Below are 22027 nucleotides of genomic sequence, written 5' to 3'. Positions count from 1 at the left end.
CGATCTATGAGGATGAAGTAATGAAGCGGATACTGGTCACGGGGGCGACAGGCGGCCTGGGGCGCAACGCCGTGCACTTCCTGCTGGCGCAGGGCGTGGACGTGCGCGCCAGCGGCCGCAACCTGGCCGTGGGCCGCGAGCTCGAGCGCATGGGCGCGCAGTTCGTGCCGCTCGACCTGGCGCAAGCCACGCCGCAGCAGGCCGATCAGCTGGTGCGCGGCATGGACGCCGTCTGGCACTGCGCCGCGCTGTCCTCGCCGTGGGGCTTGGAACGCGACTTTATCGCCGCCAACGTCACCGCCACCGGCCAGCTGCTGCGCGCGGCGGCCGCCTCGCATGTGGCGCGCTTCGTGCACATTTCCACCCCGGCCCTGTATTTCGACTACCGCCACCGCCACGAAGTGCCGGAAACCTTTCGCCCCGATAGCTATGTGAACGCCTATGCGCGCACCAAGGCGATGGCCGAAAAACTGGTGCAGGAAGCGGCCGACAAGCACCGCCAGATGCTGTGCGTGATCCTGCGCCCGCGCGCCATCTTCGGCCCGCACGACCAGGTGCTGATTCCGCGCCTGGCGCGCGTGCTGCGCGAGCGCCACGGCAAGCTGCCGCTGCCCAATGGCGGCGCGGCCACCATCGACATCACCTATGTCGACAATGTGGTGCACGCGATGTGGCTGGCCACGCTGCACAAGACGCTGGCGTCGGGCAGCGCCTTCAATATCACCAACTGCGAACCGGCGCGCCTGTGCGATATTCTGCGCAGCCTGTTTTGCGACCACCTGCGCCAGCCGTTCGAGATCGTCAGCATGCCGTACCGGGTGCTGGCGGTGGTGGCCAGGCTGATGCAGTTCGCCGCCCGTTTCACGCGCCGCGAACCGTCGCTGACACCGTACAGCATCGGCGCGCTCAGCTTCGACATGACGCTCGATAACGCCAAGGCGCGCAAGGTGCTGGGCTACCGCCCCATCGTCAGCCTGCAGGACGGCATCGCCCGCACCGCGCAATGGATGCGCCAGGAAGCGGCCGCGCACAAGGTGGCGAAGGAGCGCAATGGCTAGCATCACCGCCTTTCGCGTCGGTCACTGTACCCACCCCTCCTGCATGGTCCTGAAAGGCAGCGGTTTCGCCAGCCGCTGCTTCCCCTCGCGCGCCTACCTGATCGACACGCGCGCGGGCCTGTACCTGTGGGACACCGGTTATGCCGACCATTTTCGTACCGCCACCTCCAAAGGCGTGTACCGCATGTATGCCTGGGTCACGCCGGTGGTGTTCGACGCGCACGAATCCTTGCAGGGCCAGTTGCGCGCGCATGGCGTGTCGCCCGGCGATATCCACACCCTGCTGCTGTCGCACTTCCACGCCGACCATATCGCCGGCATGCGCGATTTTCCGCAGGCGCGTCTGATGGCGTCGAAAACCGGCTGGGATGCGGTGCGCGGCCTGAGCGGCATCCCCGCCGTGCGCCAGGCATTCGTGCCGGAGCTGCTGCCGCTTGACATTGCGGATCGCCTGTCTTTCGTCGAAAGCGTGCCGGAAACCGCCTTGCCGGCCGCGCTGCACCCGTTCACGACGGGGCGCGATGTCAGCGGCACCGGCGAAATTTATATCGTCGAACTGCCCGGCCACGCCATCGGCCACCTGGGCGCGTTCGTGCTGCAGGATGGTGGCTGGACCCTGCTGGCGTCGGACGCGGCCTGGGTGCCGGAAAGCTTCCAGCAGCTGCGCGGGCCGTCCGAGCTGTCGTTCATTATCCAGCACAAGCGCGCGCCATATTACGAGACCTTGCACCGCCTGCACCAGCTGCACCGGGGCGGCCAGGCGCAGATCCGCATCACGCATGAAGACACCGACGACTATGCGCCAGTGGCGGGCCGGCCTTGAAGCGCATTTTCTGGCTGTTGCTGGCCTACTGGCGCACGCGCCGCCTGCGCTTTGCGAACCGCGCGCAGCTGGACGCCTATCAAGAGCGCCGGCTGGCCAGCTTTATCGACACCCTGTGCGCGCGCAGCCCGTACTTTGCGCCATTCCGCGCGCTGCCTCTGGCGAAGTGGCCGGGCATGAACAAGGCGCTGATGCTGGAGCATTTCGACACCATGAACACGGCCGGCGTGCGGTTGGCGCCGGCGATGGAGGCGGCCATGGCGGCCGAGCGCAGCCGCGATTTTACCCCCGCCGTGGGCGAGATCACGGTCGGCCTGTCGTCGGGCACCTCGTCGCAGCGCGCCGTATTTACCGTCAGCCCGCGCGAAAAAGCCCAGTGGGCCGGCGTGATGCTGGCCAAGGCGCTGCCCGACGGCCTGTTTTCCGGCGAGAAGGTGGCGCTGTTCCTGCGCGCGAACAGCAATCTGTACACGGCCGTGCGCTCGCCGTGGCTCACCTTTGCCTTTTACGACCTGTTCCAGCCCTTCGACGCGCTGTGCGCCGAACTGGTGGCGTATCAACCGTCGGTGATCGTGGCGCCGGCCCAGGTGCTGCGCCAGCTGGCGCTGGGCGTGATCGCGGGGGAGCTGGCGCTGGCGCCGAAAAAAGTCATCTCGGTGGCCGAAGTGCTGGAAGCGCAGGACCGCGCGCTGATCGTGCAGGCGTTCGGCGCCGTGCATGAAATCTACCAGGCCACCGAGGGTTTTCTGGCCAGCACCTGCGAACACGGCGTGCTGCACCTGAACGAGGAATACGTGCATGTCGAGCCGCAGTGGCTGGACCGGGAGCAGCGCCGCTTCGTGCCGGTGATTACCGACTTTACCCGCACCACGCAACCGATCGTGCGCTACCGGCTCGACGATATCCTGCTGGCGCGCGCCACGCCTTGCCCGTGCGGGCGGGTCACGCGCGCCATCGACGGCATCGAAGGGCGCTGCGACGATATGCTGGTGCTGCCCGCTGCGGACGGCAAGAGCATCTCTGTGTTTGCCGATGTGCTGACGCGCGCGTTTGCGCAAGCCCTGCCGGCCGACTGCGACTACCGCCTGGCGCAGCAGGGAGCGGCCACCTTGCAGCTGCATGCGGCGCAGGATACTGCGGGCCTGGCCGCGTTGAAAACCCATCTGGAAGGCGTGCTGCAAGGGTTGGGCGTGGCGGTCGAACGGCTGCACTGGACCGTCAGCAGCGAACTGCCCGCTTTTGATCCCACCATGAAACGGCGCCGCATCCGGCGTCTACTTTAACGATGACATTTTTCAAGCGTCTGCTGTATCTGCTGGCCGGCTGGGGCAGCGTGGGCCTGGTGTATTTTTCCAGCGACCTGCTGCAAGGGCAGGGCGTGATTCTGCCCGAGACCATGATCGACCGTGCGATTGCCTACAGCGACGCGGCGATCTGGCTGTACCTGTCCTTTTTTATCCTGATCCCGTACACCTATCTGGTGGTCAGTCCGGCGCGCGTGCGCTGGCTGGCGCGCGCCATGGCGGTGTCGGCGGTCATCTGCGGCGTGGTGTTTTTGCTGTATCCGACCACCCTGGCGTATCCACCGGTCGGTGACGGCATGGGCTGGAGCACGCAGGTATTGCGCATGCTGCAAACGATGGATTCCACGCAAAACTGCCTGCCCTCGCTGCATGGCGCCTTGACCCTGCTGTGCGCCTGGGCGCTGTTCGAGCGAGACAGGCCGATACGCTCCGCGCTGGCCGTGCTGCTCACGCTGGGCATCTGCTATGCGATTATCGCGCTGCGCCGGCATGTCAGCATCGACCTGGGCGCCGGCCTGCTGGTGGGCCTGGCTGGCGGCGCGCTGGCCAAAATGCGCGTATCCTCGGCAGATCGTCGCGACATTTCTGCGGAAATTGCACCATGACCCTGAATCCTTTTGCCCTTACTTTCGTGATCATGCTGGCCTTCGTGCTGGCCGAACTGCTAATACTCAAATGGGTACGCAAGACGCCGGTGCCATGGAAGGACGTGATCTTCAACCTCAATTCAGGCCATATCCTGATGTGGGTGTTTCGCGGCGTGGAAGTGGCGGCCTTCGCCCTGCTGCTGCGCCATGCCAACCTGCACATCGTCGACCAGTGGCCGGTGGCGGCGCAATGGCTGTTCGCGTTTGTCGCCTGGGACCTGTGCTTTTACTGGATGCACCGCCTGCACCATAAAATTCCGCTGCTGTGGGCGGTGCATGTGGTGCACCACCAAGGCGAACATTTCAACCTGTCGCTGGGCGTGCGCAATTCCTGGTATTCGTCGCTGACCAATTTCCCGTTTATCGCCATCCTGGCCGTGCTGGGCCTGCCGCTGGAAATCTTTGTCGTCATCTCGTCGCTGCATTACTCGGTGCAGTTCTACAACCACAATGCGCTGGTCAACAAGTCCGGCATTTTGGACAAAATCATGGTCACGCCGTCGCACCACCGGGTCCACCACGGCACCGACAAGCGCTATATCAACCGCAATTTCGGCGGCACCCTGCTGCTGTGGGACAAACTGTTCGGCAGCTTCCAGCCGGAGCTCGATGGCGTGGAAATGCGCTATGGGGTAAAAGGCACGACGCCGACCCATAACCCGCTCCTGGCCAGCAACGGCAAATTGTTCAAATGGCTGCGCGCGCGCTTTCCGGACTGGCAGTCGCGTGGTATCTTTCACGTGCCCGAACTGTATATCGGCATCGGCGGCGTGATCCTGTTTGGCCTGGTGATCTATTACGTCAACCATGAAGCGGCGTGGACCGCCGCGCAGCAGGCAACGCTGTTTGCGCTGATCTTTGCCGGCACGCTGGCCCTGGGCGGGCTGTCGGACGCGCGCCGCTGGGGGGCGATGGCCTGGATCGCCATCTGCCTGGCGCTGCCGCTGCTGTTCCTGTTCTGGTACGGCGCGCGCGACGCCTGGGGCGTGATCTTCATGGGGCTGCTGCTGGTGCACGGCCTCGATGGCGCGCGCCGGCTGTGGTGGCCGGCGCAAGAGGGCCGGCGCGCATGACAGTGTCTTCCCAACTGCCGCCGCTGCGCTTCCAGCCGGCGCGAGATTCGGCCTTCCGGCGCGAGCTGCGCGAGCGGGCCGACGCCTATCTGGCGCAATCGGCCACGCACCGCTTCGCCGACTGGCGCATGCATGCCAAGGCGATTGCCCTGACTGGATTGGCGGCGCTGCTGTATCTGCTGGCGCTGAATGCCGGGACCACCCTTGGCTTTGTCGCCTGCTATGTCGCCAGCGTGGTCACCGCCATGGTGCTGGCCATGAACAGCCTGCACGATGGCGCCCACAGCGCCATGTTCCGGCGCGGGTCGCTGAACCGCCTCTTGACGCGCCTGGTCAGCCTGCCGGTGGGCGTGGACATGGATTTCTGGACCATCCGCCATGTGCATTTCCATCATACCTACGCCAATGTCGAAGGCTATGACCTCGATACGGAACCGAATCCGTTCCTGCGCCAGACGCCGTACCAGCGCTGGTCGCCGCAGTACCGCTATCAATACCTGTACTGGCCCGTGGTCGCCGCCCTGTCGCTGCCCTACCTGAACTGGTATGGGGACTGGTTGGACCGCTTCGGCAAGACCCCGGTGGCAGTGCACAGCAAGCTGCAGGGCTGGCGCGGCTGGGCCGTGTTCCTGGGCTGGAAGCTGGGCCATGTGGCGCTGGTGCTGGCCGTGCCGATCTGGGTGGTGCAGGGCCACGGCATCGGCTGGGGCACGGTGCTGGGTGCATACTTGCTGGGCCAGATGATCGCCTCGTGCGCGCTGGTGGCGCTGATCCTGGGCACGCACTGGGCCGAAGTCGATTTCTTCCAGCCGGGCGATGATGGCACCATGCCGCACGACTGGTACCAGCACACCTTTTATACGGCCTGCGACTGGACGCCGAAGCCGCGCGCCCTGCGCTGGCTCGGTTACTGGCTAGGTGGCCTGAACCTGCATTTGACCCATCATCTGTTCCCGACCTGGAACCACCGCCACTACCCGGCGCTGGCGCGCATCATCGCCGAACTGGCGCCTCGCCATGGCCTGACCTACCGCGAGATCGGCTATTTGCAGCTGCACGCTTCGCAGCAGCAGTTCCTGAAAGCCATGGGCCAGCCGCCGGCATCTTTGTAACGAATCGCGCTTGACTCGGCTTTCGTATCGCCTTACATTTCTGTAACGACAGAAATAAGAGAAAAGACGGAGCCGAGATCATGGAACTGAGTCCGACCACACAAAAGTATATTCTGCACTGGGGCGAGATGGGCACCCGCTGGGGCGTCAACCGCACCGTGGCGCAGATCCATGCGCTGCTGTTCCTGGCCAACGAGCCGCTGACGGCGGAAGATATCGCGGCCAGCCTGAACGTGGCGCGCTCGAACGTCAGCAACAGCCTGAAAGAACTGCAAAGCTGGGGCCTGGCGCGCGTGACCCACGTGATGGGAGACCGGCGCGACCATTTCGTGGCGCTGCAGGATGTGTGGGAGATCTTCCGCGTCATTATGGAAGAGCGCAAGCGGCGCGAGATCGATCCCACCCTCACCGTCCTGCGCGAATGCGCGATCGAGGGCGAACACGATGCGGCGATTCCTCCCGCCACACTGGAGCGCATGGGCGAAGTGCTGGCCTTTCTTGAAATGCTGAGCAGCACCTACAGCGACTACAAGAACCTGCCGCCGGCCACCTTGCAGCGCATGCTGTCGATGGGCGGCAAGGTGGCCAAGTTCCTCAGTCCCGAAGACAAGCCGGCCAAGGCCAAGAAAGCCAAACCATGAGCGGACCATCCGAAGGGGAGCTGTTCAAGAAGGTGATGGGCGACGCCTGGCAAAACCTGCACCCCGATATCCGCCGCCGCTTCGAAAAAAATCCCGCGCCGGGCCAGCCGCTGTACTACCGGGGCGAACTCAGTGAATTGAGCAGCTCGCGCCTGGGCAAGGTGCTGGGCTGGATCACGCGGCCCTTTATCAACGGCGCCTTGATTCCGCATGACGACCACGATTTTCCGGTCGATATCGAAGTCTATTCGCGCCCCAACTGCCCGCATATTTTCAAGCAGCGCACCTACCGCCTGCATGATCGCAAACCGATACGCTTTACCTCGTACATGGCCGAAAGCGAGAAGGGCGAGGTGCTGGAATACGTCGGCATGGGCCTGGGCATGAAGCTGCTGCTCGATATCCGCGAGGGCAATCTGTACTTCACCAGCGACGGTTATTTCCTCGACCTGTTCGGCTGGCGCATGCCGCTGCCAGGCCTGCTCACGCCCGGCAAGACCTATCTGTGCCACCGCAACGACAATCCGCAGCAATTCAATATCCGCATCGAGATTCGCCACGCGCTGTTCGGCACCACCTTTACCCAGGTCGGCGTGTTTCGCGAAGCCGCTGCCCCCGACACCGACAAGGACACACCATGAATACCCATCTGCTGGCCCTTCAAATGATGGCTTTCCAGGGCTGCCTGGGCGCTTTTGACACCATCTACCACCACGAGATCACCGAAGCGCTGCCGCAAAAGAAATCGGCGCGCCTGGAACTGACGATCCACTCGATCCGCGCGCTGATCTACAGCGTGCTGTTTGCCGGCCTGTCATCCTGGGAATGGCACGGCGCCTGGGCCTGGGTGCTGGTGCTCGTCTTCAGCGTGGAGATCGTGCTGACGCTGTGGGACTTCGTGGTCGAAGACCGGACACGCCTGCTGCCGGCCACCGAACGGGTCACGCACACGGTACTGGCCATCAATGCCGGCGCCTTTATCGCCTTGCTGGCCCTGAACAGCGCCGACTGGGCCAGCTTGCCAACGGACCTGGTATGGCAGCCTTACGGCTGGCTCAGCGTCTTCCTGGCCCTTTGCGGCGTGGGCGTGGGCTTGTCCGGCCTGCGCGATGGTTACGCGGCCTGGCAGCTGGGCAGACGCGTGGAAAAAGAAGAGCGCGCGGTGGAAACCATCCATTTCGCCACCACGCAGCAGCAGGTGCTGGTGACGGGTGCGACCGGCTTTATCGGCCAGCAGCTGGTGCACGCCTTGCTGGCCGACGGCCATCAGGTGACGGTGCTGACGCGCCAGGCCAAACAGGCGGCGTGGACTTTCGATGGCAAGGTACGCTGCATTACCGGCATGGCCGATCTGCGTGACAATGAACATATCGACATGGTGGTCAACCTGGCCGGTGCGCGCATCGTCGGCCACCGCTGGACGGAGGCGCGCAAGGCGGCCTTGCGCCGCAGCCGCATCGGCTTGACGCAGGAGGTGATCGCCTGGATCGCCCGCGCCGCGCACAAACCGCGCGTGCTGCTGTCGGCGTCGGCGATCGGCTACTACGGCGTGCAGCCGCAGGGCGATGATACGGAACTCGGCGAGGACAGCGCGCCGCAAGCGATCTTCATGTCGCAACTGTGCAGTGAATGGGAAGCTGTTGCGCGCACGGCCGAACAATATGGCGTGCAGGTGGGCCGCATGCGCTTTGGCCTGGTGTTCGGCCACCAGGGTTCCCTGCCGCAGATGCTGCTGCCGATACGCCTGGGTGCCGGTGGCCCGCTGGGCAGTGGCCGCCAGTGGATGTCGTGGGTGCATGTGCACGATGTGATACGCGGCATTGCGCACCTGGCGCGCCGCAGCGAAGAAAGCGTGGTCACGGGTGCGTACAACTTCTGCGCTCCCGAAGCGATGCGCCAGGGCCAATTCGCCAAGGTGGCCGGCAAGGTCCTGCACCGCCCCTCGTTCATGCCGACACCGGCGTTCGTGATGCGCACCTTGCTGGGCGAGCAGGCCGATCTGCTGGTCGAAGGCCAGCGCGTGGTGCCGCGCCGGCTGCTGGCCGACGGCTTCGTGTTTCGCCACCCTGACGTCGAGGGTGCGCTGCGCAGCCTGGAATAATGGCGTGCAGGCGTAGAATGGCTGTCACGGGAGGATAGCCTGATGACGGAATATGCGCATACGCTGGGAAGCATGGTCTACCGTTTCCGCGACCTGAAGGACCTGCTGGCCAAGGCGACGCCGCTGCGCTCGGGCGACATGCTGGCGGGCGTGGCGGCCACCAGCGCGCAGGAGCGGGTCGCCGCGCAGATGGCGCTGGCCGAGCTGCCCTTGACGGTGTTTTTGAACGACGCTTTGGTGCCGTATGACAGCGACGAAGTCACGCGGCTGATTATCGACAGCCACGACCGCGCCGCGTTTGCGCCGGTTTCTCATCTGTGCGTAGGGGATTTTCGCGACTGGCTGCTCGGCGATGTGGCCGACAGCGCGGCGTTGGCGGCGCTCGCGCGCGGCATCACGCCCGAAATGGCGGCGGCCGTGTCAAAACTGATGCGCTTGCAGGACCTGGTGCTGGTGGCTCGTAAATGCCGCGTCGTCACTGCCTTTCGCAATACCCTGGGTCTGGAGCGCCGGCTATCGACGCGCTTGCAGCCGAATCACCCGACCGACGACGCCACCGGCATCGCGGCTTCGATTGTCGATGGCCTGATGTATGGCAGCGGCGACGCCGTGATCGGCATCAATCCGGCCACCGACAATGTGGCGCAAGTGGTGTCGCTGCTGCACCTGCTCGATGGCGTGATCGGCCAGTACCAGATTCCCACCCAGTCCTGCGTGCTGACGCATGTCACCAATACCATCGAGGCGATACGGCGTGGCGCGCCGGTCGACCTGGTGTTCCAGTCGGTGGCCGGTACCGAGGCGGCCAACAGGAGCTTTGGCATCGACCTGGCGCTGCTGGCCGAGGGCCGGGCGGCGGCGCTGTCACTGGGGCGAGGCACGGTGGGCAACAACGTCATGTATTTCGAGACGGGGCAGGGCAGCGCGCTGTCGGCCAGCGCCCATCACGGCATGGACCAGCAGACCTGCGAGGCGCGCGCCTACGCGGTGGCGCGCGCATATGCGCCGCTGCTGGTCAATTCGGTAGTCGGTTTTATCGGCCCCGAATATCTGTACGACGGCAAGCAGATCATCCGCGCGGGGCTGGAAGACCATTTCTGCGCCAAGCTGCTGGGCCTGCCCATGGGCTGCGACGTCTGCTATACCAACCATGCGGAAGCCGACCAGGACGACATGGACGTACTCTTGACCATGCTGGGCGCGGCAGGCTGCAACTTCATCATGGGTGTGCCGGGCGCCGACGACATCATGCTGGGTTACCAGAGCACGTCCTTCCACGACGCCCTGTATGCGCGCCGCGTGCTGGGCCTGGGCGCCGCGCCCGAGTTCGAGGCCTGGCTGGCGCGCATGCGCATTACCCGGGGCGACGGCCAGCTTTCGGCGCAACTGGCGCCGGCATTCCAGGCGGCGCTGCGGCGGCTGGCCGGGTAACAGATGTAAATGGCGCCCTGGCTGGCCATGCCGGTGCGATAATCAACCACCTACTTTAGCGACGCCATCATGCTGCCACCCGATCCTGCTTCTGTCCCCGACTCTCTCGACCCGCAGACGCCCGAAGACTGGGACGCCTTCCGCGCGCAAAGCCACCGCATGCTCGACGACATGCTCGACTATGCGCAGCAGATACGCCAGCGCCCCGTCTGGCAAGCCGCGCCCGCCACGGCGCGCGCCAGCTTCGCCGAACCGCTGCCGCAGGCGCCGGGCGAGCTGGCCGCCGCCCATGCCACCTTCATGCGCGACGTGCTGCCCTACGCGGTGGGCAATGTACACCCGGGCTTCATGGGCTGGGTGCATGGCGGGGGCACGCCGGTCGGCATGCTGGCCGAGATGCTGGCGGCCGGCCTGAACGCCAATGTGGGCGCGCGTAGCCAGATGCCGGTGGAAGTCGAGCGCCAGATCGGCCGCTGGATGCGCGAACTGTTCGGCTTTCCCGACACGGCCAGCGGCGTGTTCGTCACCGGCACGTCGATGGCCAATCTGATGGGCTTGCTGGTGGCGCGCACCCAGGCGCTGGGCGTGGCGGCGCGCCAGGATGGGCTGAAAGACGCCCGCCTGGTGGCCTACACCTCGGCCGCCGCCCACGGCTGCATCGCCCAGGCGATGGATCTGTCGGGCCTGGGCACAAGCTCGCTGCGCCGCATCGCTGTCAACGACCGGCAGCAGCTCGACGTCACCGCGCTGGCGCAGTGCATTGCGCAAGACCGCGCGGCAGGTTTGACGCCGTTCTTTATCGCCGGTACTGCCGGCACCGTGGACACGGGCGCCATCGATGACCTTTCCGCGCTGGCGGCGCTGGCGGCGCGTGAAAAACTGTGGTTCCACGTCGACGGCGCGTATGGCGCGCTGGGCATGCTGTCGCCCGAGGTGGCGCCGCTGCTGGCCGGTATCGAGCTGGCCGATTCGCTGGCCTTTGATTTTCACAAATGGGGGCAGGTGCCGTACGACGCGGGCTTTCTGCTGGTGCGCGACGGCGCCCGCCATATGGCGGCGTTTGCGGCGCCGGCCGCCTATCTGCGCCGCGAAGCGCGCGGACTGGCCGGCGGCTCGCCGTGGCCGTGCGACTTCGGCCCGGACCTGTCGCGCGGCTTTCGCGCCCTGAAAACCTGGTTCACTTTCAAGGTGCACGGCGCCGAACGCATGGGCGCGGCGATCGCCCATACCTGCGCGCTGGCGCGCTACCTGGCCGAGCGCGTGACGGCCACGCCGGAACTGGAATTGCTGGCGCCCGTGACCCTCAATATCGTCTGCTTCCGCCACCGCGGCGTGCCGGGCGGCGACAGCGATTCCTTCAATGGCGAGATCGTCGCCGACCTGCATGAATCGGGCGTCGCCGCGCCCTCGTCGACCACCATCGCCGGCCAGCTGGCGATCCGCGCCGCCATCGTCAACCACCGCACGCGCGCGCAGGATATCGACGCGCTGGTCGACGCCGTGCTGCGCTTCGGCGCCGCGCGCCTCTCTTGATTTACGGAAACACCATGACTGATTTGATGCAGCAGGCCGCCACGCCATACGCGCCGCTGATTGGCCTGGCCCCCCTGATGCGGCTGGCCTTTTTACAGCAGGACCTGGCGCCGCTGGGCGAAGCGCTGCTGGCGCGCGCCCAGGCCCATCCCGACGATGCGCACGCCTGTCTCGATTTTTCCACCGTGCTGCAACTGAAAGGCCAGCGCGAGCTGGCGCTGGCGGTGCAGGCGCAGGCGATCGAACTGCAGCAGTGGTACTCGCTGCCGGCACAGGCGCCGCAGTCGGGCCCCGGCTTCAAGCTGCTGGTGGTGATGGGGCCGGGCGACCTGATGTCGAATACGCCGATCGAATTCCTGGTCGAGCAGTCCGACGTGGCCATGGATTTGCTGTACCTGACGGCCGATAGTGACTTTCCCGAAGAAGTGCCCGAGCATGATGTGCTGCTGGTGGCGGTGGCCGAATCGGACGCGAATCAACCCTTGCTGGCGCGCCTGGCGGCGTTTCTGCTTGAATGGCCGCGCCCGGTGGTCAACCTGCCGCAGCATATTGCGCATACCTCGCGCGACGGCCTGTGCGCGCGGCTGCAGGACGTGCCCGGCGTGGCCATGCCGCGCACGGCGCGCCTGGACCGTACGCAACTGCAGGCGCTGGCCAGTGGCGAACTGACGGTTGGCTCGCTGCTACCAGGCGACGATTTTCCGCTGATCGTGCGCCCGCTCGGCTCGCACGCGGGCCATGACCTCGAACGCATGGCCAGCGCCGCCGACCTGCGGGTGTATCTGCAAAAAGTCGGCGCCGAACGCTTTTATATCGCCCGCTTTTTCGACTACCGCAACGACGACGGTCAGTACCGCAAATACCGCATCGCACTGATCGATGGCCGGCCGTATATCTGCCACTTTGCCGTGTCGTCGCACTGGATGATCCATTACCTGAACGCGGGCATGGATGAAAGCGCGCTCAAGCGCGAGGAAGAGGCGCGCATCATGGCGCACTTTGACGATGAATTCGCGCGCCGCCATGCGCAGGCTTTTGCCGCCATCGACGCACGCATGGGCATGCCGTATCTCGGCATCGACTGCGCGGAGACGCGCGACGGCGAACTGCTGGTATTCGAAGCCGACAACGCCATGATCGTGCACGCGATGGACGCCGAAGAGATGTACCCGTACAAACGGCCGGCCATGCGGAAAGTATTTGCGGCGTTTCGCGCCATGCTGGCGCGGGCGGCAAGCGGCGCCTAGCCCAGCAGCCGCGCCAGCAGCGCGCGCTTGTCCGCGCTGCGCGGCGACTCCCAGTAGCCGTCGAATTGCAGCTGCAGCGCGCCATCTTTTTCGATGCGGATGGCCTGCGGTTTGCCCAGCATGACGGCGTGCACATAGCTGGCGAACGATTCGGCAAAGTCTTCATGCACGCTGGTGGCGGCGTACAGCGTGGCGAAGTTGGCGTCTTGCAGCTGACGGTAGGCGTCCATCATCTGGCTGCCTTGCATGCGCGCGCCGTGGTAGTAGACGATGTCGCCACGCAGCGCAAAGTCGTTCTCCGCCAGCGGCACCACTCTTTTTTGAGCATCGATGCGCCACGCCAGCGGCAGGTAATGGTATTCGCCGGCGCCGCGCAGAGACTGCGCGTCCAGCCACCAGTCGTGCAGCAGATTGCGGCCCGCCGACAGCACATGGCCGAATTCGTGCAGCAGCAGGTATTGCAGCGCGCCCTGGCGGTTGTCGTCTTCGGGCAGCGCAATCTGCGCGCTCAGCTGGTAACCTTCTTCAGGCGCGAATGGCGTATTTTCCTTCCATGTGGCCCAGGCATTGGCCGTGCGCGACTCGAACGCGTCGACATCGAGCGCCACCACCACGCCCAGGATCGTGCCCTCGCCGCTGACGACGATATCGCTGATGGCCGACGATCCCAGCTGGCGCGCATAGCGCACGCCCAGCAGCACGCCGTCGAGCAGCGCCTGCACGGACGCCGGCATGCTGGCGATGGCCGCGCGCACATCGGCTTCAAAGGCGGCGTCCACTTCGGTCGACGACGGCCGCTCAGGCACGTCCATGGCCAGATTGACCTGCGTGACATGGTTGATGATTTCCGGCTGCGCGGGCCCCAGCCGCTCCAGCAGCGGCAAATCGTACAGCTGGTCCCACAGCACGGCATCGGCGACGACGATCATGGTGCTCCCTGGTGATATGCTGATGCGCAGTGTAGCAAGATTCCATCACCCCGGGAGCATGCCATGGCCAGCGACACCCGCGTCACCGACAATCCCTGGCAAGCCCTGCGCCGCCATACGCAGGCGCGCATCGCGCTGGGCCGCAGCGGCGTCAGCCTGCCGACATCACGGCAGTTGGCCTTCCAGCTGGCCCACGCGCAGGCGCGCGACGCGGTGCACCTGGAACTGGACGTGCCAGCGCTGGCGGCACGCGAGCCGGGCTGTATCGGCTTGCACAGCGCCGCCGCCACGCGCGCCATCTATCTGCAACGGCCCGACCTGGGGCGGCGCCTCGACGAGCCTTCACGCCAGCGCCTGGCGCAATGTGATCAAGGGATGGACCTGGCGCTGGTGGCCTGCGATGGCCTGTCGGCGCTGGCGATCGAACGCCATGCGGCGCCGTTCCTGGCGGCCCTGCGCGAAAGGCTGGCGCTGGAAGCGTGGACAGTATCCCCTCTGGTCATCGTGCAGCAGGGGAGGGTGGCGGTCGGTGACGAAGTGGGCGAATTACTGCAAGCGCGCGCCGTGCTGGTGCTGATCGGCGAGCGGCCGGGCCTCTCTTCCCCCGACAGCCTGGGCCTGTACCTGACCTGGGCGCCGAAGGTGGGTTTGCTCGACGACAGCCGCAACTGCATCTCGAACGTGCGCCCGGAAGGCATGCCGTATGCCCAGGCGGCGTACCGGCTGCACTACCTGCTGTCGCAGGCATTTGCGCGCCAGTTGTCGGGGGTGGGGCTGAAGGATGAGACGGTGGAGCAGGAAGGGGTAGTCTTGCAGCGTAACTTCCTGCTGGCTGAGTAACGGGGTCAGACCCGCTGGGTCTGACCCCAGCAGTCTGCTGCTACACAAATAAATCAAACCTGATAGTTTGCTGATACTCAGCGGAAGGCTGGGGTCAGACCCGACGGGACTCGGCGTCCCCGTCTGACCCCGGCTTCGATCAAATTTCCCTGATTTCATCCAGCGCCCACCGCGGCCTGACATTGAATGCATAATCGCGCTTGGCCGCATCGGGGTTGATCTGCAGGCGCATGGCGCCGGCAAAGGCGATCATGGCGCCGTTATCGGTACAGAACTCCAGTTCCGGGTAATACACCTTGAAGCGTTTTTTTGCCGCCGCCGCGTTGAGCGAGGCGCGCAGCTGGGCGTTGGCGCCCACGCCGCCGGCGATCACCAGCCGTTTCAGGCCCGTATGCTTGAGGGCCGACACGCATTTGGCCGTCAGCACCTCGACGATGGCGTCGACAAAGCCGCGCGCGATATTCGCCTTGTCCTGCTCGCAGATATTGGCGATCACCTTTTCTTCGTGGTTCTTCACCACCGTCAGCACGGCCGTCTTCAGGCCCGAAAAGCTGAAATTGAAGTCCTTCGAATGCATCATCGGGCGCGGCAGCTTGTAGGCCAGCGGGTCGCCGAATTCGGCCAGGCGCGAAATCGCCGGGCCACCGGGGTAGCCCAGGCCCAGCAGCTTGGCCGATTTGTCGAACGCTTCGCCGGCCGCGTCGTCCAGGGTTTCACCGAGCAGGGTGTACTGGCCCACGCCATCGACGCGCATCAGCTGCGTGTGGCCGCCCGACACCAGCAGGGCGATGAAGGGGAACTCGGGCGGCTCGGACGCCAGCAGCGGCGACAGCAGATGGCCTTCCAGGTGGTGGATGCCCAGCACCGGCTTGTCGATCGCCAGGCCCAGGCTGCAGGCGACGGAAGAACCGACCAGCAGCGCGCCGGCCAGGCCCGGGCCCTGCGTATAGGCGATGGCGTCGATCTCGGGCAGGGCGATGCCGGCCTTGGCCAGCGCTTCGTCCAGCAGCGGGATGGCGCGGCGGATATGGTCGCGCGAGGCCAGTTCCGGCACCACGCCGCCATACTGTTCGTGCATGGCCACCTGCGAATAGAGGGCATGCGACAGCAGGCCGCGGTCGGTGTCGTACAGGGCCAGGCCGGTTTCGTCACAGGAGGATTCGACGCCAAGAACAATCATGAAGGGTGCAATTAGGTGGAGTAATCCGCCATTGTAAAGGAAAGCGGCCACGCCAGCCTGGGCGCCGGCGCACCATTTCGGCGGCAGTGTGCACTTGCGCAGTGCGCGGGGGATGGCTTTTGCACACGATTTCCCCTTGCCGGCGGTGTTTCAGCTGGCACCGCTCTTGCTTATGGAACAGGTGTGCTTTTCTCACGGGAGCTTGTGATGCCGGAACAATGGAAAATGATATGCCGCCTGAAGGACATGCCTTTGGCGGGCGCGCGCATGGTGCAGCGCGGGCTGGCCTGGCAGGATCTGCCGGGCGTGGCGCTGTTTCGCGCGGCCGACGATACCGTCTACGCGCTGCTCGATACGGTACCCTTCCTGGGCGGCCCGCTGGCGCACGGCGTCCTGATGGAGAAGAATTTGATGGGGCCGAAGAACAGCTGGATCATCGAACTCGATTCGGGCCGGCTGGTCGCGCCGGTGCAGGGCATGGCGCGCATGTACGCGGTGCGCATCCTGGACGGGCGCATCTACCTGGACCTGAAAGAACTCAATGTCCCGGCCAGCAAGGCCGAGCAGGCGCTGGCCGGCTCGTTCGCGCTGCTGCCGCATGTGCAGATGGCGTAATTCTGGTCCGGGGTCAGACCCCCGCGCCCGTTAGCGCAAGCCTCTGAGTTTGCGGCATTGAGGGTCTGACCCCAGCATTCTGCTGCTTACTTCGGGCGATTCACCAGATGCGCATGCGCATCGCGCAGCATGGTTGCCGTCGTTTCCCAGTCGATGCAGCCGTCGGTCACCGAGCAGCCATAGGTCAGCTGCGACAGGTCTTGCGGGATCTTCTGGTTGCCGCTGACGATATTCGATTCGATCATCACGCCCACCAGCGAGCGGTTGCCCTGCACGATCTGGTGGATCACATCGGCCATCACCAGCGGCTGCAGTTCCGGCTTTTTGTAGCTGTTCGCGTGCGAGCAGTCGACCACCAGGTTGGCCGGCAGCCTGGCCTTGGCCAGCGCCTGTTCGGCGATCGCGATCGACACCGAATCGTAGTTCGGGCGGCCGTCGCCGCCGCGCAGCACCACGTGGCCATAGGCGTTGCCGCGCGTGCGCACGATCGACACATTGCCTTCGCCGTTGATGCCCAAAAAGGAATGCGGGTGGGCCGACGACAGGATGGCGTTGACGGCGATGCTGATGTCGCCATCGGTGCCGTTCTTGAAGCCGACCGGCGTCGACAGGCCCGACGACATCTCGCGGTGGGTCTGCGATTCGGTGGTGCGCGCGCCAATCGCCGTCCAGGCGATCAGGTCGCCCAGGTATTGCGGCGAGATCGGGTCCAGCGCTTCGGTGGCGGTGGGCAGGTCCAGTTCGCACACGTCGAGCAGGAATTGGCGCGCCTTTTCCATGCCTTCGTTGACCTTGAACGAGTCGTCCATGTACGGGTCGTTGATATAGCCTTTCCAGCCGGTGGTGGTGCGCGGTTTTTCGAAATACACGCGCATCACCAGCAGCATCGTGTCCTTGACTTCCTCCTGCAGCGCTTTCAGGCGGCGCGCGTAATCGAGGCCGGCGACCGGGTCGTGGATCGAGCATGGGCCGACCACGACGAACAGGCGCTGGTCCTTGCGGTCGATGATGTCGCGCAGCGCTTCGCGGCCGCGGTTGACGGTGTCGAAGGCGCTGGCCGACAGTGGCAGTTTGGCGTGCAGTTCGGCCGGCGTGGGCATCGGCGCGAAGGAAGTGACGTTGATATTTTCGATGTCTGGCGTATTCATGATTCTGGCTGGGCTTTCACTATTGCATGCTTTAAGAGTCAATAGTGTAGCGGAAATGCGCCCTGGACAAGATTGCCGGCCAAAAACGCCTACAGCCGGGTTGCTTTTTCCGTTGGGAACGCCAGGCGCGCCACGCGCTGGTGCTTGCCGGCCAGTTCCGGCGGCTTGTCCAGGTTGGGGTGGCGCCGGATATGCGCCAGGATCACTTCTTCATGCTCGGCGATCTGCTGGTCCAGGCAGGCGATTTGTTCGATCAGCAAGTCATGCAGCGCCTGCTGTCCCGCCTGCAAGTGGCCGTCCAGGCGCGCCGCTTCCTGCCTGCGCACCTCCTGCACCGCCTGCAGCCGCTGCAGCCACAGCCGCAGTTCCAGATAGGCCGGCGACGGCGGCGTCCAGCGCGGTGGCTGCCCGGCGGCCGCATAATGGGCCAGCAGCACGGCGCCCATGTCCTGCGCGTCCAAGCCGCTGCCGCGCGCAAACTGTGCCAGTTCGGCTGGCGGCGCGTCGCACACCTGCATGCCCATCAGCGCCAGGCTACGCGCCGCGATATCGCTGTGCGGCGCATCCAGGCGCAGGCACACGCGCAGGCCGGTCACGTCCACCTCGTTCTTTTGCAGCCAGCTGCGCAGCCAGCGGTAGCCGGCCATATCGTTTTCCAGCACCTTGCACAGCAGTTCGCCATCGCGCAGCAGCACTGCTTTCAGGTGCAGCTTGCTCGTTTCAATGCCGACCACGGCCAGCTCGGGTTTGTTTGCGTATCCCATGATGTTTCCTCCAATACAGTCATATACGCGGCAAGCGGGCCACTGGATTCAAGCTGGTGTAAGTGTTGTCGATTTACAACGCAAGCCTGCGTGGCAATCGCCTGTATCGCCAGCCCTAGCTGTAATGGCATCGGCAAATCCGTGTAAGCTGGCGCCATGACTACCGTATCCATTCCCCATACCGACGTGGCCGGAGAGCCATTTCCCGCCGCCCGCTTCATCAAGGAGATCGGCCGCGGCAAGAACGGCGCGCGCAGCATGACGCGTGACGATGCCTGCGCCCTGTACCGCGCCATGCTCGACGGGCGCGTGTCCGACCTGGAACTGGGCGGCATTTTGCTGTCGATGCGCATCAAGGGCGAATCGGTGGACGAGATCGCCGGCTTCCTCGACGCGGCCGAAGCGTCGTTTGCCGCCTTGCAGGCGCCAAGCGGCCCGTACGCGCCGATCGTGATTCCCAGCTACAACGGCGCGCGCAAGATGGCCAATTTGACGGCCTTGCTGGCGCTGCTGCTGGCGCGCGCCGGCGCACCGGTGCTGGTGCATGGCGTGACGCTCGATCCGGGCCGCGTGACCACCGCCGAAGTGCTGGCCGCGCTGGGTGTGCCGGCCTGCGACAGCCATGCGCAAGCACAAGACGCCATGGCGCGCGGCGAGGTCGCCTTCATGCCGATTGCCACCCTGGCGCCGAAGCTGGCTTGGCTGCTGTCCTTGCGCCGAGTATTGGGCGTGCGCAATTCCACCCATACCCTGGTCAAAATCATGCAGCCGTTTGCGGGCCCGGCGCTGCGCCTGGTGTCGTACACGCACCCGGAATACCTGGAAATGCTCGGTGAATATTTCATCACGGCCGCCCCCGCCGGGCGCGGTGACGCCTTTCTGATGCGCGGCACGGAAGGCGAAACGGTGGCCAACGCCAACAAGGCGCAGCAGATCGACTGGTTCCATGGTACCCAACGCACCGTGCTGGTGGAAAAGCAGTTGCTGGTCGAGCAGTTGCCCGACTTGCCTGTGGAGCGCGACGCGGCCACCACCGCCGCCTGGATCCAACAAGTGCTGGCCGGCGAGATTGCCGTACCACCATCGATCGCCGAGCAGGTGGAGCAATGCCTGATGGCATCTAACAAGATTGTGTAGGTCGGCTTAGGCGAAGCCGTAAGCCGACAAGCCTCCACCACCGTTTACAATGGCGCTTTGTAATCAGCGGTGACCGGAATTCTTATGGCAAAACAATTTGATGTGGCAGTGATCGGCGTGGGCGCGGCCGGCATGATGTGTGCGGCCGTGGCCGCCCAGCAGGGCAAGCGCGTGGTGGTGATCGATCATGCGGCCAAGCTGGCCGAAAAAATCCGCATCTCGGGCGGCGGGCGCTGTAATTTCACGAATATCCACGCCGGTCCCCAGCATTTCTTGTCGGATAACCCGCATTTCTGCAAGAGCGCGCTGTCGCGCTACACGCCGCAGGATTTCCTGGCGCTGGTGAAAAAGCACCGCATCGGCTACCACGAGAAGCACAAGGGCCAGCAGTTCTGCAATGACTCGGCCGAGCAGATCATCGAGATGCTCAAGGACGAGTGCGCTGCCGGCGACGTGCACTGGCGCATGCCGTGCAAGATTGACAGCGTCGAACGCCAGGATGACGGCGGCTTCGTGCTGCGCACCGACAGCGGCCAGATCGAGGCGGCCAATGTGGTGATCGCCACCGGCGGCCTGTCGATCCCGAAGATCGGCGCCACCGATTTCGCCTACCGCATTGCCAGCCAGTTCGGCCTGAAAATGGTCGAGCCGCGCCCGGCGCTGGTGCCGCTGACGTTCGACCCCGCCAGCTGGGCGCCGTTCGCCGAATTGTCGGGCATCGCGCTGGAAGTGGACGTCGAGACGGGCAGCCTGAAGGGGCGCAAGCCTACCGGCGCGCGTTTCCGCGAAGACCTGCTGTTTACCCATCGCGGCCTGTCCGGCCCGGCAATTTTGCAAATTTCCAGCTTCTGGCAGCCTGGCACGGCGATCGTGATCAACCTGCTGCCGGAAGTGGACGTGGCGCAAACCCTGATCGAAGGCAAGGGCAGTCTCAAGAAGCAGCTGGGCAATATCGTCTCGCAATGGCTGCCGGAGCGCCTGGCCGACTGCCTGCTGGCCGTCAACGGCCTGGCGGCGGACGCGCGCATCGCCGACATGCCCGACGCGCAATTGCGCAAGCTGGGACTAGCCATCAATGCCTGGTCCATCGTGCCGAACGGCTCGGAAGGCTATCGCAAGGCGGAAGTGACGCGCGGCGGCATCGATACGCGCGAGCTGTCGCAGCAGACCATGATGGCCAACAAGGTGCCGGGCCTGTATTTCATCGGCGAATCGGTCGATGTCACGGGCTGGCTGGGCGGCTATAACTTCCAGTGGGCCTGGGCCTCGGGCGTGGCGGCCGGGGTGGCACTGCAATAAGCAAGATGAAACCGCTTGCGGTAAAATGAATCGACGCCACAGCGCGTCCATTTATTTGCGTGGTTTACGCCACAGCCGCACGGCCTGCCAAGGCTGTATCCCAGGCGCAAGCAGGGAAGGGCTTTCCTTTTCCGATAAAAGCTGCTACTATCTACCTCTTCCTATACACCACCTCAACGGTTTGAATTTTACATGACCACTATTCGCCTTAAAGAAAACGAGCCGTTCGAAGTCGCAATGCGTCGCTTCAAACGCACCATCGAAAAAACGGGTCTGCTGACCGAATTGCGCGCACGCGAATTCTACGAAAAGCCAACAGCTGAGCGCAAGCGCAAGCTGGCAGCTGCTGTCAAGCGTCATTACAAACGCATCCGCAGCCAACAACTGCCGAAAAAATTATTCTAAGACTGTCCAGTCAGAACCAACCCGGGTAGCACGGCGCATTGTTCGCCACGGGTTTTGTTTTGATTCGCCTGGAGCGCTGCTTCAGATGAGTCGCATACCCGCTCCGGTTCGCCGCAGCGGGTTTTCGCTTTTGTGGCCCGCACGCATGTGTTGCCCATCACACCAATAACGAGGATTGCCATGAGCTTGAAAGAACAAATTACCGAAGACATGAAAAATGCCATGCGCGCCAAGGAAACCGGCAAGCTGGGCACCATTCGCCTGCTGCTCGCTGAAATCAAGCGCAAGGAAGTCGACGAGCGCATCGAGCTGACGGACACGCACGTGACGGCCATCGTTGAAAAAATGATCAAGCAGCGCAAGGATTCGATCACCCAATTCGAAGCCGGTGGCCGTGCCGACCTGGTCGACATCGAAAAAGCCGAGCTGGTGCACCTGGCCGGTTATATGCCTGCCGGCCTGTCGGACGAAGAAGTGGCCGCTGAAGTGGCTGCCGCCGTGGCCGCCTCGGGCGCCGCCGGTCCGCAAGACATGGGTAAAGTCATGGCCATCGTCAAGCCGAAGCTGGCTGGCCGTGCCGACATGACCGTCGTCTCGGCGCTGGTAAAAAAAGCATTGACACCAGCCGCGTAAGCCTTATCTTCAAGCAATAACGGCTGCCGGCGAGTGCGCTGGCAGCTGCAGCGCCACACGTTGACCTGGATCAACATCCGGCCGCGTGCGGTAGTATAGTCTGACCT

The 22027-nt window shown here is 64.6% G+C and carries 22 protein-coding genes; 18 read left to right on the top strand and 4 right to left on the bottom strand.

Translation table 11 applies throughout. The features are described 5' to 3' along the window. Positions 1-20 precede the first annotated feature (20 nt). The 12 genes from ACP7B7_RS04310 (at position 21) to ACP7B7_RS04255 (ending at position 12970) form a co-directional block, all read left to right on the top strand. Entirely contained in the window at positions 21-1058 is a 1038-nt protein-coding gene (locus tag ACP7B7_RS04310) for an NAD-dependent epimerase/dehydratase family protein (RefSeq protein WP_426075851.1), read from the top strand. After that, positions 1051-1881: an MBL fold metallo-hydrolase gene (locus ACP7B7_RS04305; RefSeq protein WP_426075850.1), complete on the top strand. Its 831-nt coding sequence runs from the start codon at positions 1051-1053 to the stop codon at positions 1879-1881. Before ACP7B7_RS04310 ends, ACP7B7_RS04305 begins: the two co-directional genes overlap by 8 nt. After that, positions 1878-3164, top strand: a complete 1287-nt coding sequence (locus ACP7B7_RS04300; RefSeq protein ID WP_426075849.1) for a F390 synthetase-related protein — start codon at positions 1878-1880, stop codon at positions 3162-3164. Before ACP7B7_RS04305 ends, ACP7B7_RS04300 begins: the two co-directional genes overlap by 4 nt. A 2-nt stretch (positions 3165-3166) precedes the next feature. Beyond that, on the top strand, positions 3167-3790 hold the full coding sequence (locus ACP7B7_RS04295) for a phosphatase PAP2 family protein (protein ID WP_426075848.1): 624 nt from the start codon (positions 3167-3169) through the stop codon (positions 3788-3790). Further along, positions 3787-4905, top strand: coding sequence for a sterol desaturase family protein (locus ACP7B7_RS04290; RefSeq protein ID WP_426075847.1), 1119 nt, complete (start codon positions 3787-3789; stop codon positions 4903-4905). The genes ACP7B7_RS04295 and ACP7B7_RS04290 overlap by 4 nt, the downstream gene beginning before the upstream one ends. Further along, a complete protein-coding gene (locus ACP7B7_RS04285; protein ID WP_426075846.1) occupies positions 4902-6017 on the top strand; it encodes an acyl-CoA desaturase in 1116 nt (371 codons plus the stop codon). The genes ACP7B7_RS04290 and ACP7B7_RS04285 overlap by 4 nt, the downstream gene beginning before the upstream one ends. A gap of 80 nt (positions 6018-6097) precedes the next feature. Next, the gene (locus ACP7B7_RS04280; RefSeq protein ID WP_426075845.1) at positions 6098-6658 is read left to right on the top strand and encodes a GbsR/MarR family transcriptional regulator; all 561 of its coding nucleotides are present in this window, start codon (positions 6098-6100) and stop codon (positions 6656-6658) included. Beyond that, a complete protein-coding gene (locus ACP7B7_RS04275; protein WP_426075844.1) occupies positions 6655-7299 on the top strand; it encodes a DUF4166 domain-containing protein in 645 nt (214 codons plus the stop codon). Before ACP7B7_RS04280 ends, ACP7B7_RS04275 begins: the two co-directional genes overlap by 4 nt. Further along, positions 7296-8759: a TIGR01777 family oxidoreductase gene (locus ACP7B7_RS04270; protein ID WP_426075843.1), complete on the top strand. Its 1464-nt coding sequence runs from the start codon at positions 7296-7298 to the stop codon at positions 8757-8759. The genes ACP7B7_RS04275 and ACP7B7_RS04270 overlap by 4 nt, the downstream gene beginning before the upstream one ends. Positions 8760-8801: 42 nt before the next feature. Beyond that, positions 8802-10190, top strand: a complete 1389-nt coding sequence (locus ACP7B7_RS04265; protein ID WP_426075842.1) for an ethanolamine ammonia-lyase subunit EutB — start codon at positions 8802-8804, stop codon at positions 10188-10190. A gap of 69 nt (positions 10191-10259) precedes the next feature. Continuing rightward, positions 10260-11723 (top strand): pyridoxal phosphate-dependent decarboxylase family protein, encoded by a 1464-nt coding sequence (locus ACP7B7_RS04260; RefSeq protein ID WP_426075841.1) that lies wholly within the window; start codon positions 10260-10262, stop codon positions 11721-11723. 14 nt (positions 11724-11737) lie between these two features. Next, entirely contained in the window at positions 11738-12970 is a 1233-nt protein-coding gene (locus ACP7B7_RS04255; RefSeq protein WP_426075840.1) for an ATP-grasp domain-containing protein, read from the top strand. Here ACP7B7_RS04255 and ACP7B7_RS04250 read toward each other — a convergent pair. Next, positions 12967-13899: a hypothetical protein gene (locus ACP7B7_RS04250; RefSeq protein ID WP_426075839.1), complete on the bottom strand. Its 933-nt coding sequence runs from the start codon at positions 13897-13899 to the stop codon at positions 12967-12969. The genes ACP7B7_RS04255 and ACP7B7_RS04250 overlap by 4 nt on opposite strands. 63 nt (positions 13900-13962) lie before the next feature. On the opposite strand from ACP7B7_RS04250, the gene eutC reads away from it, so the two are divergent. After that, the gene (eutC, locus tag ACP7B7_RS04245; protein WP_426075838.1) at positions 13963-14739 is read left to right on the top strand and encodes an ethanolamine ammonia-lyase subunit EutC; all 777 of its coding nucleotides are present in this window, start codon (positions 13963-13965) and stop codon (positions 14737-14739) included. A gap of 139 nt (positions 14740-14878) precedes the next feature. Here eutC and tsaD read toward each other — a convergent pair whose 3' ends face one another. Continuing rightward, on the bottom strand, positions 14879-15919 hold the full coding sequence (gene tsaD / locus ACP7B7_RS04240) for a tRNA (adenosine(37)-N6)-threonylcarbamoyltransferase complex transferase subunit TsaD (RefSeq protein ID WP_426075837.1): 1041 nt from the start codon (positions 15917-15919) through the stop codon (positions 14879-14881). 225 nt (positions 15920-16144) lie between these two features. Here tsaD and ACP7B7_RS04235 point away from each other — a divergent pair, with 225 nt between their 5' ends. Then, the gene (locus ACP7B7_RS04235; RefSeq protein ID WP_426075836.1) at positions 16145-16534 is read left to right on the top strand and encodes a hypothetical protein; all 390 of its coding nucleotides are present in this window, start codon (positions 16145-16147) and stop codon (positions 16532-16534) included. Between the two features lie 86 nt (positions 16535-16620). Here the strand turns inward: ACP7B7_RS04235 and ACP7B7_RS04230 are convergent, their stop codons facing one another. Together ACP7B7_RS04230 and ACP7B7_RS04225 are read right to left on the bottom strand one after the other, a co-directional pair. Continuing rightward, on the bottom strand, positions 16621-17682 hold the full coding sequence (locus ACP7B7_RS04230) for a 3-deoxy-7-phosphoheptulonate synthase (RefSeq protein ID WP_426075835.1): 1062 nt from the start codon (positions 17680-17682) through the stop codon (positions 16621-16623). Positions 17683-17771: 89 nt separating this feature from the next. Next, on the bottom strand, positions 17772-18446 hold the full coding sequence (locus ACP7B7_RS04225; RefSeq protein WP_426075834.1) for a hypothetical protein: 675 nt from the start codon (positions 18444-18446) through the stop codon (positions 17772-17774). 156 nt (positions 18447-18602) lie between these two features. Between ACP7B7_RS04225 and ybiB the strand changes: the two genes are divergently transcribed. From ybiB to ACP7B7_RS04205, 4 genes are all read left to right on the top strand, one after another. Then, positions 18603-19583 (top strand): DNA-binding protein YbiB, encoded by a 981-nt coding sequence (ybiB, locus tag ACP7B7_RS04220; RefSeq protein WP_426075833.1) that lies wholly within the window; start codon positions 18603-18605, stop codon positions 19581-19583. 84 nt (positions 19584-19667) lie between these two features. Further along, positions 19668-20882 carry an NAD(P)/FAD-dependent oxidoreductase gene (locus tag ACP7B7_RS04215; protein WP_426075832.1) on the top strand — a complete coding sequence of 405 codons (1215 nt, stop codon included), beginning with the start codon at positions 19668-19670 and terminating at the stop codon, positions 20880-20882. Positions 20883-21074: 192 nt separating this feature from the next. Continuing rightward, a complete protein-coding gene (gene rpsU / locus ACP7B7_RS04210) occupies positions 21075-21287 on the top strand; it encodes a 30S ribosomal protein S21 (protein WP_008451879.1) in 213 nt (70 codons plus the stop codon). A 180-nt stretch (positions 21288-21467) separates the two neighbouring features. Then, positions 21468-21920, top strand: a complete 453-nt coding sequence (locus tag ACP7B7_RS04205) for a GatB/YqeY domain-containing protein (RefSeq protein ID WP_308924594.1) — start codon at positions 21468-21470, stop codon at positions 21918-21920. Positions 21921-22027: the final 107 nt, after the last annotated feature.

This window comes from Janthinobacterium sp. PSPC3-1, assembly GCF_049896105.1.
Classification (GTDB): Bacteria; Pseudomonadota; Gammaproteobacteria; order Burkholderiales; family Burkholderiaceae_D; genus Janthinobacterium.
Note: the sequence above shows the minus strand (reverse complement) of the source record. Positions and strands in the feature narration are given on the sequence as shown.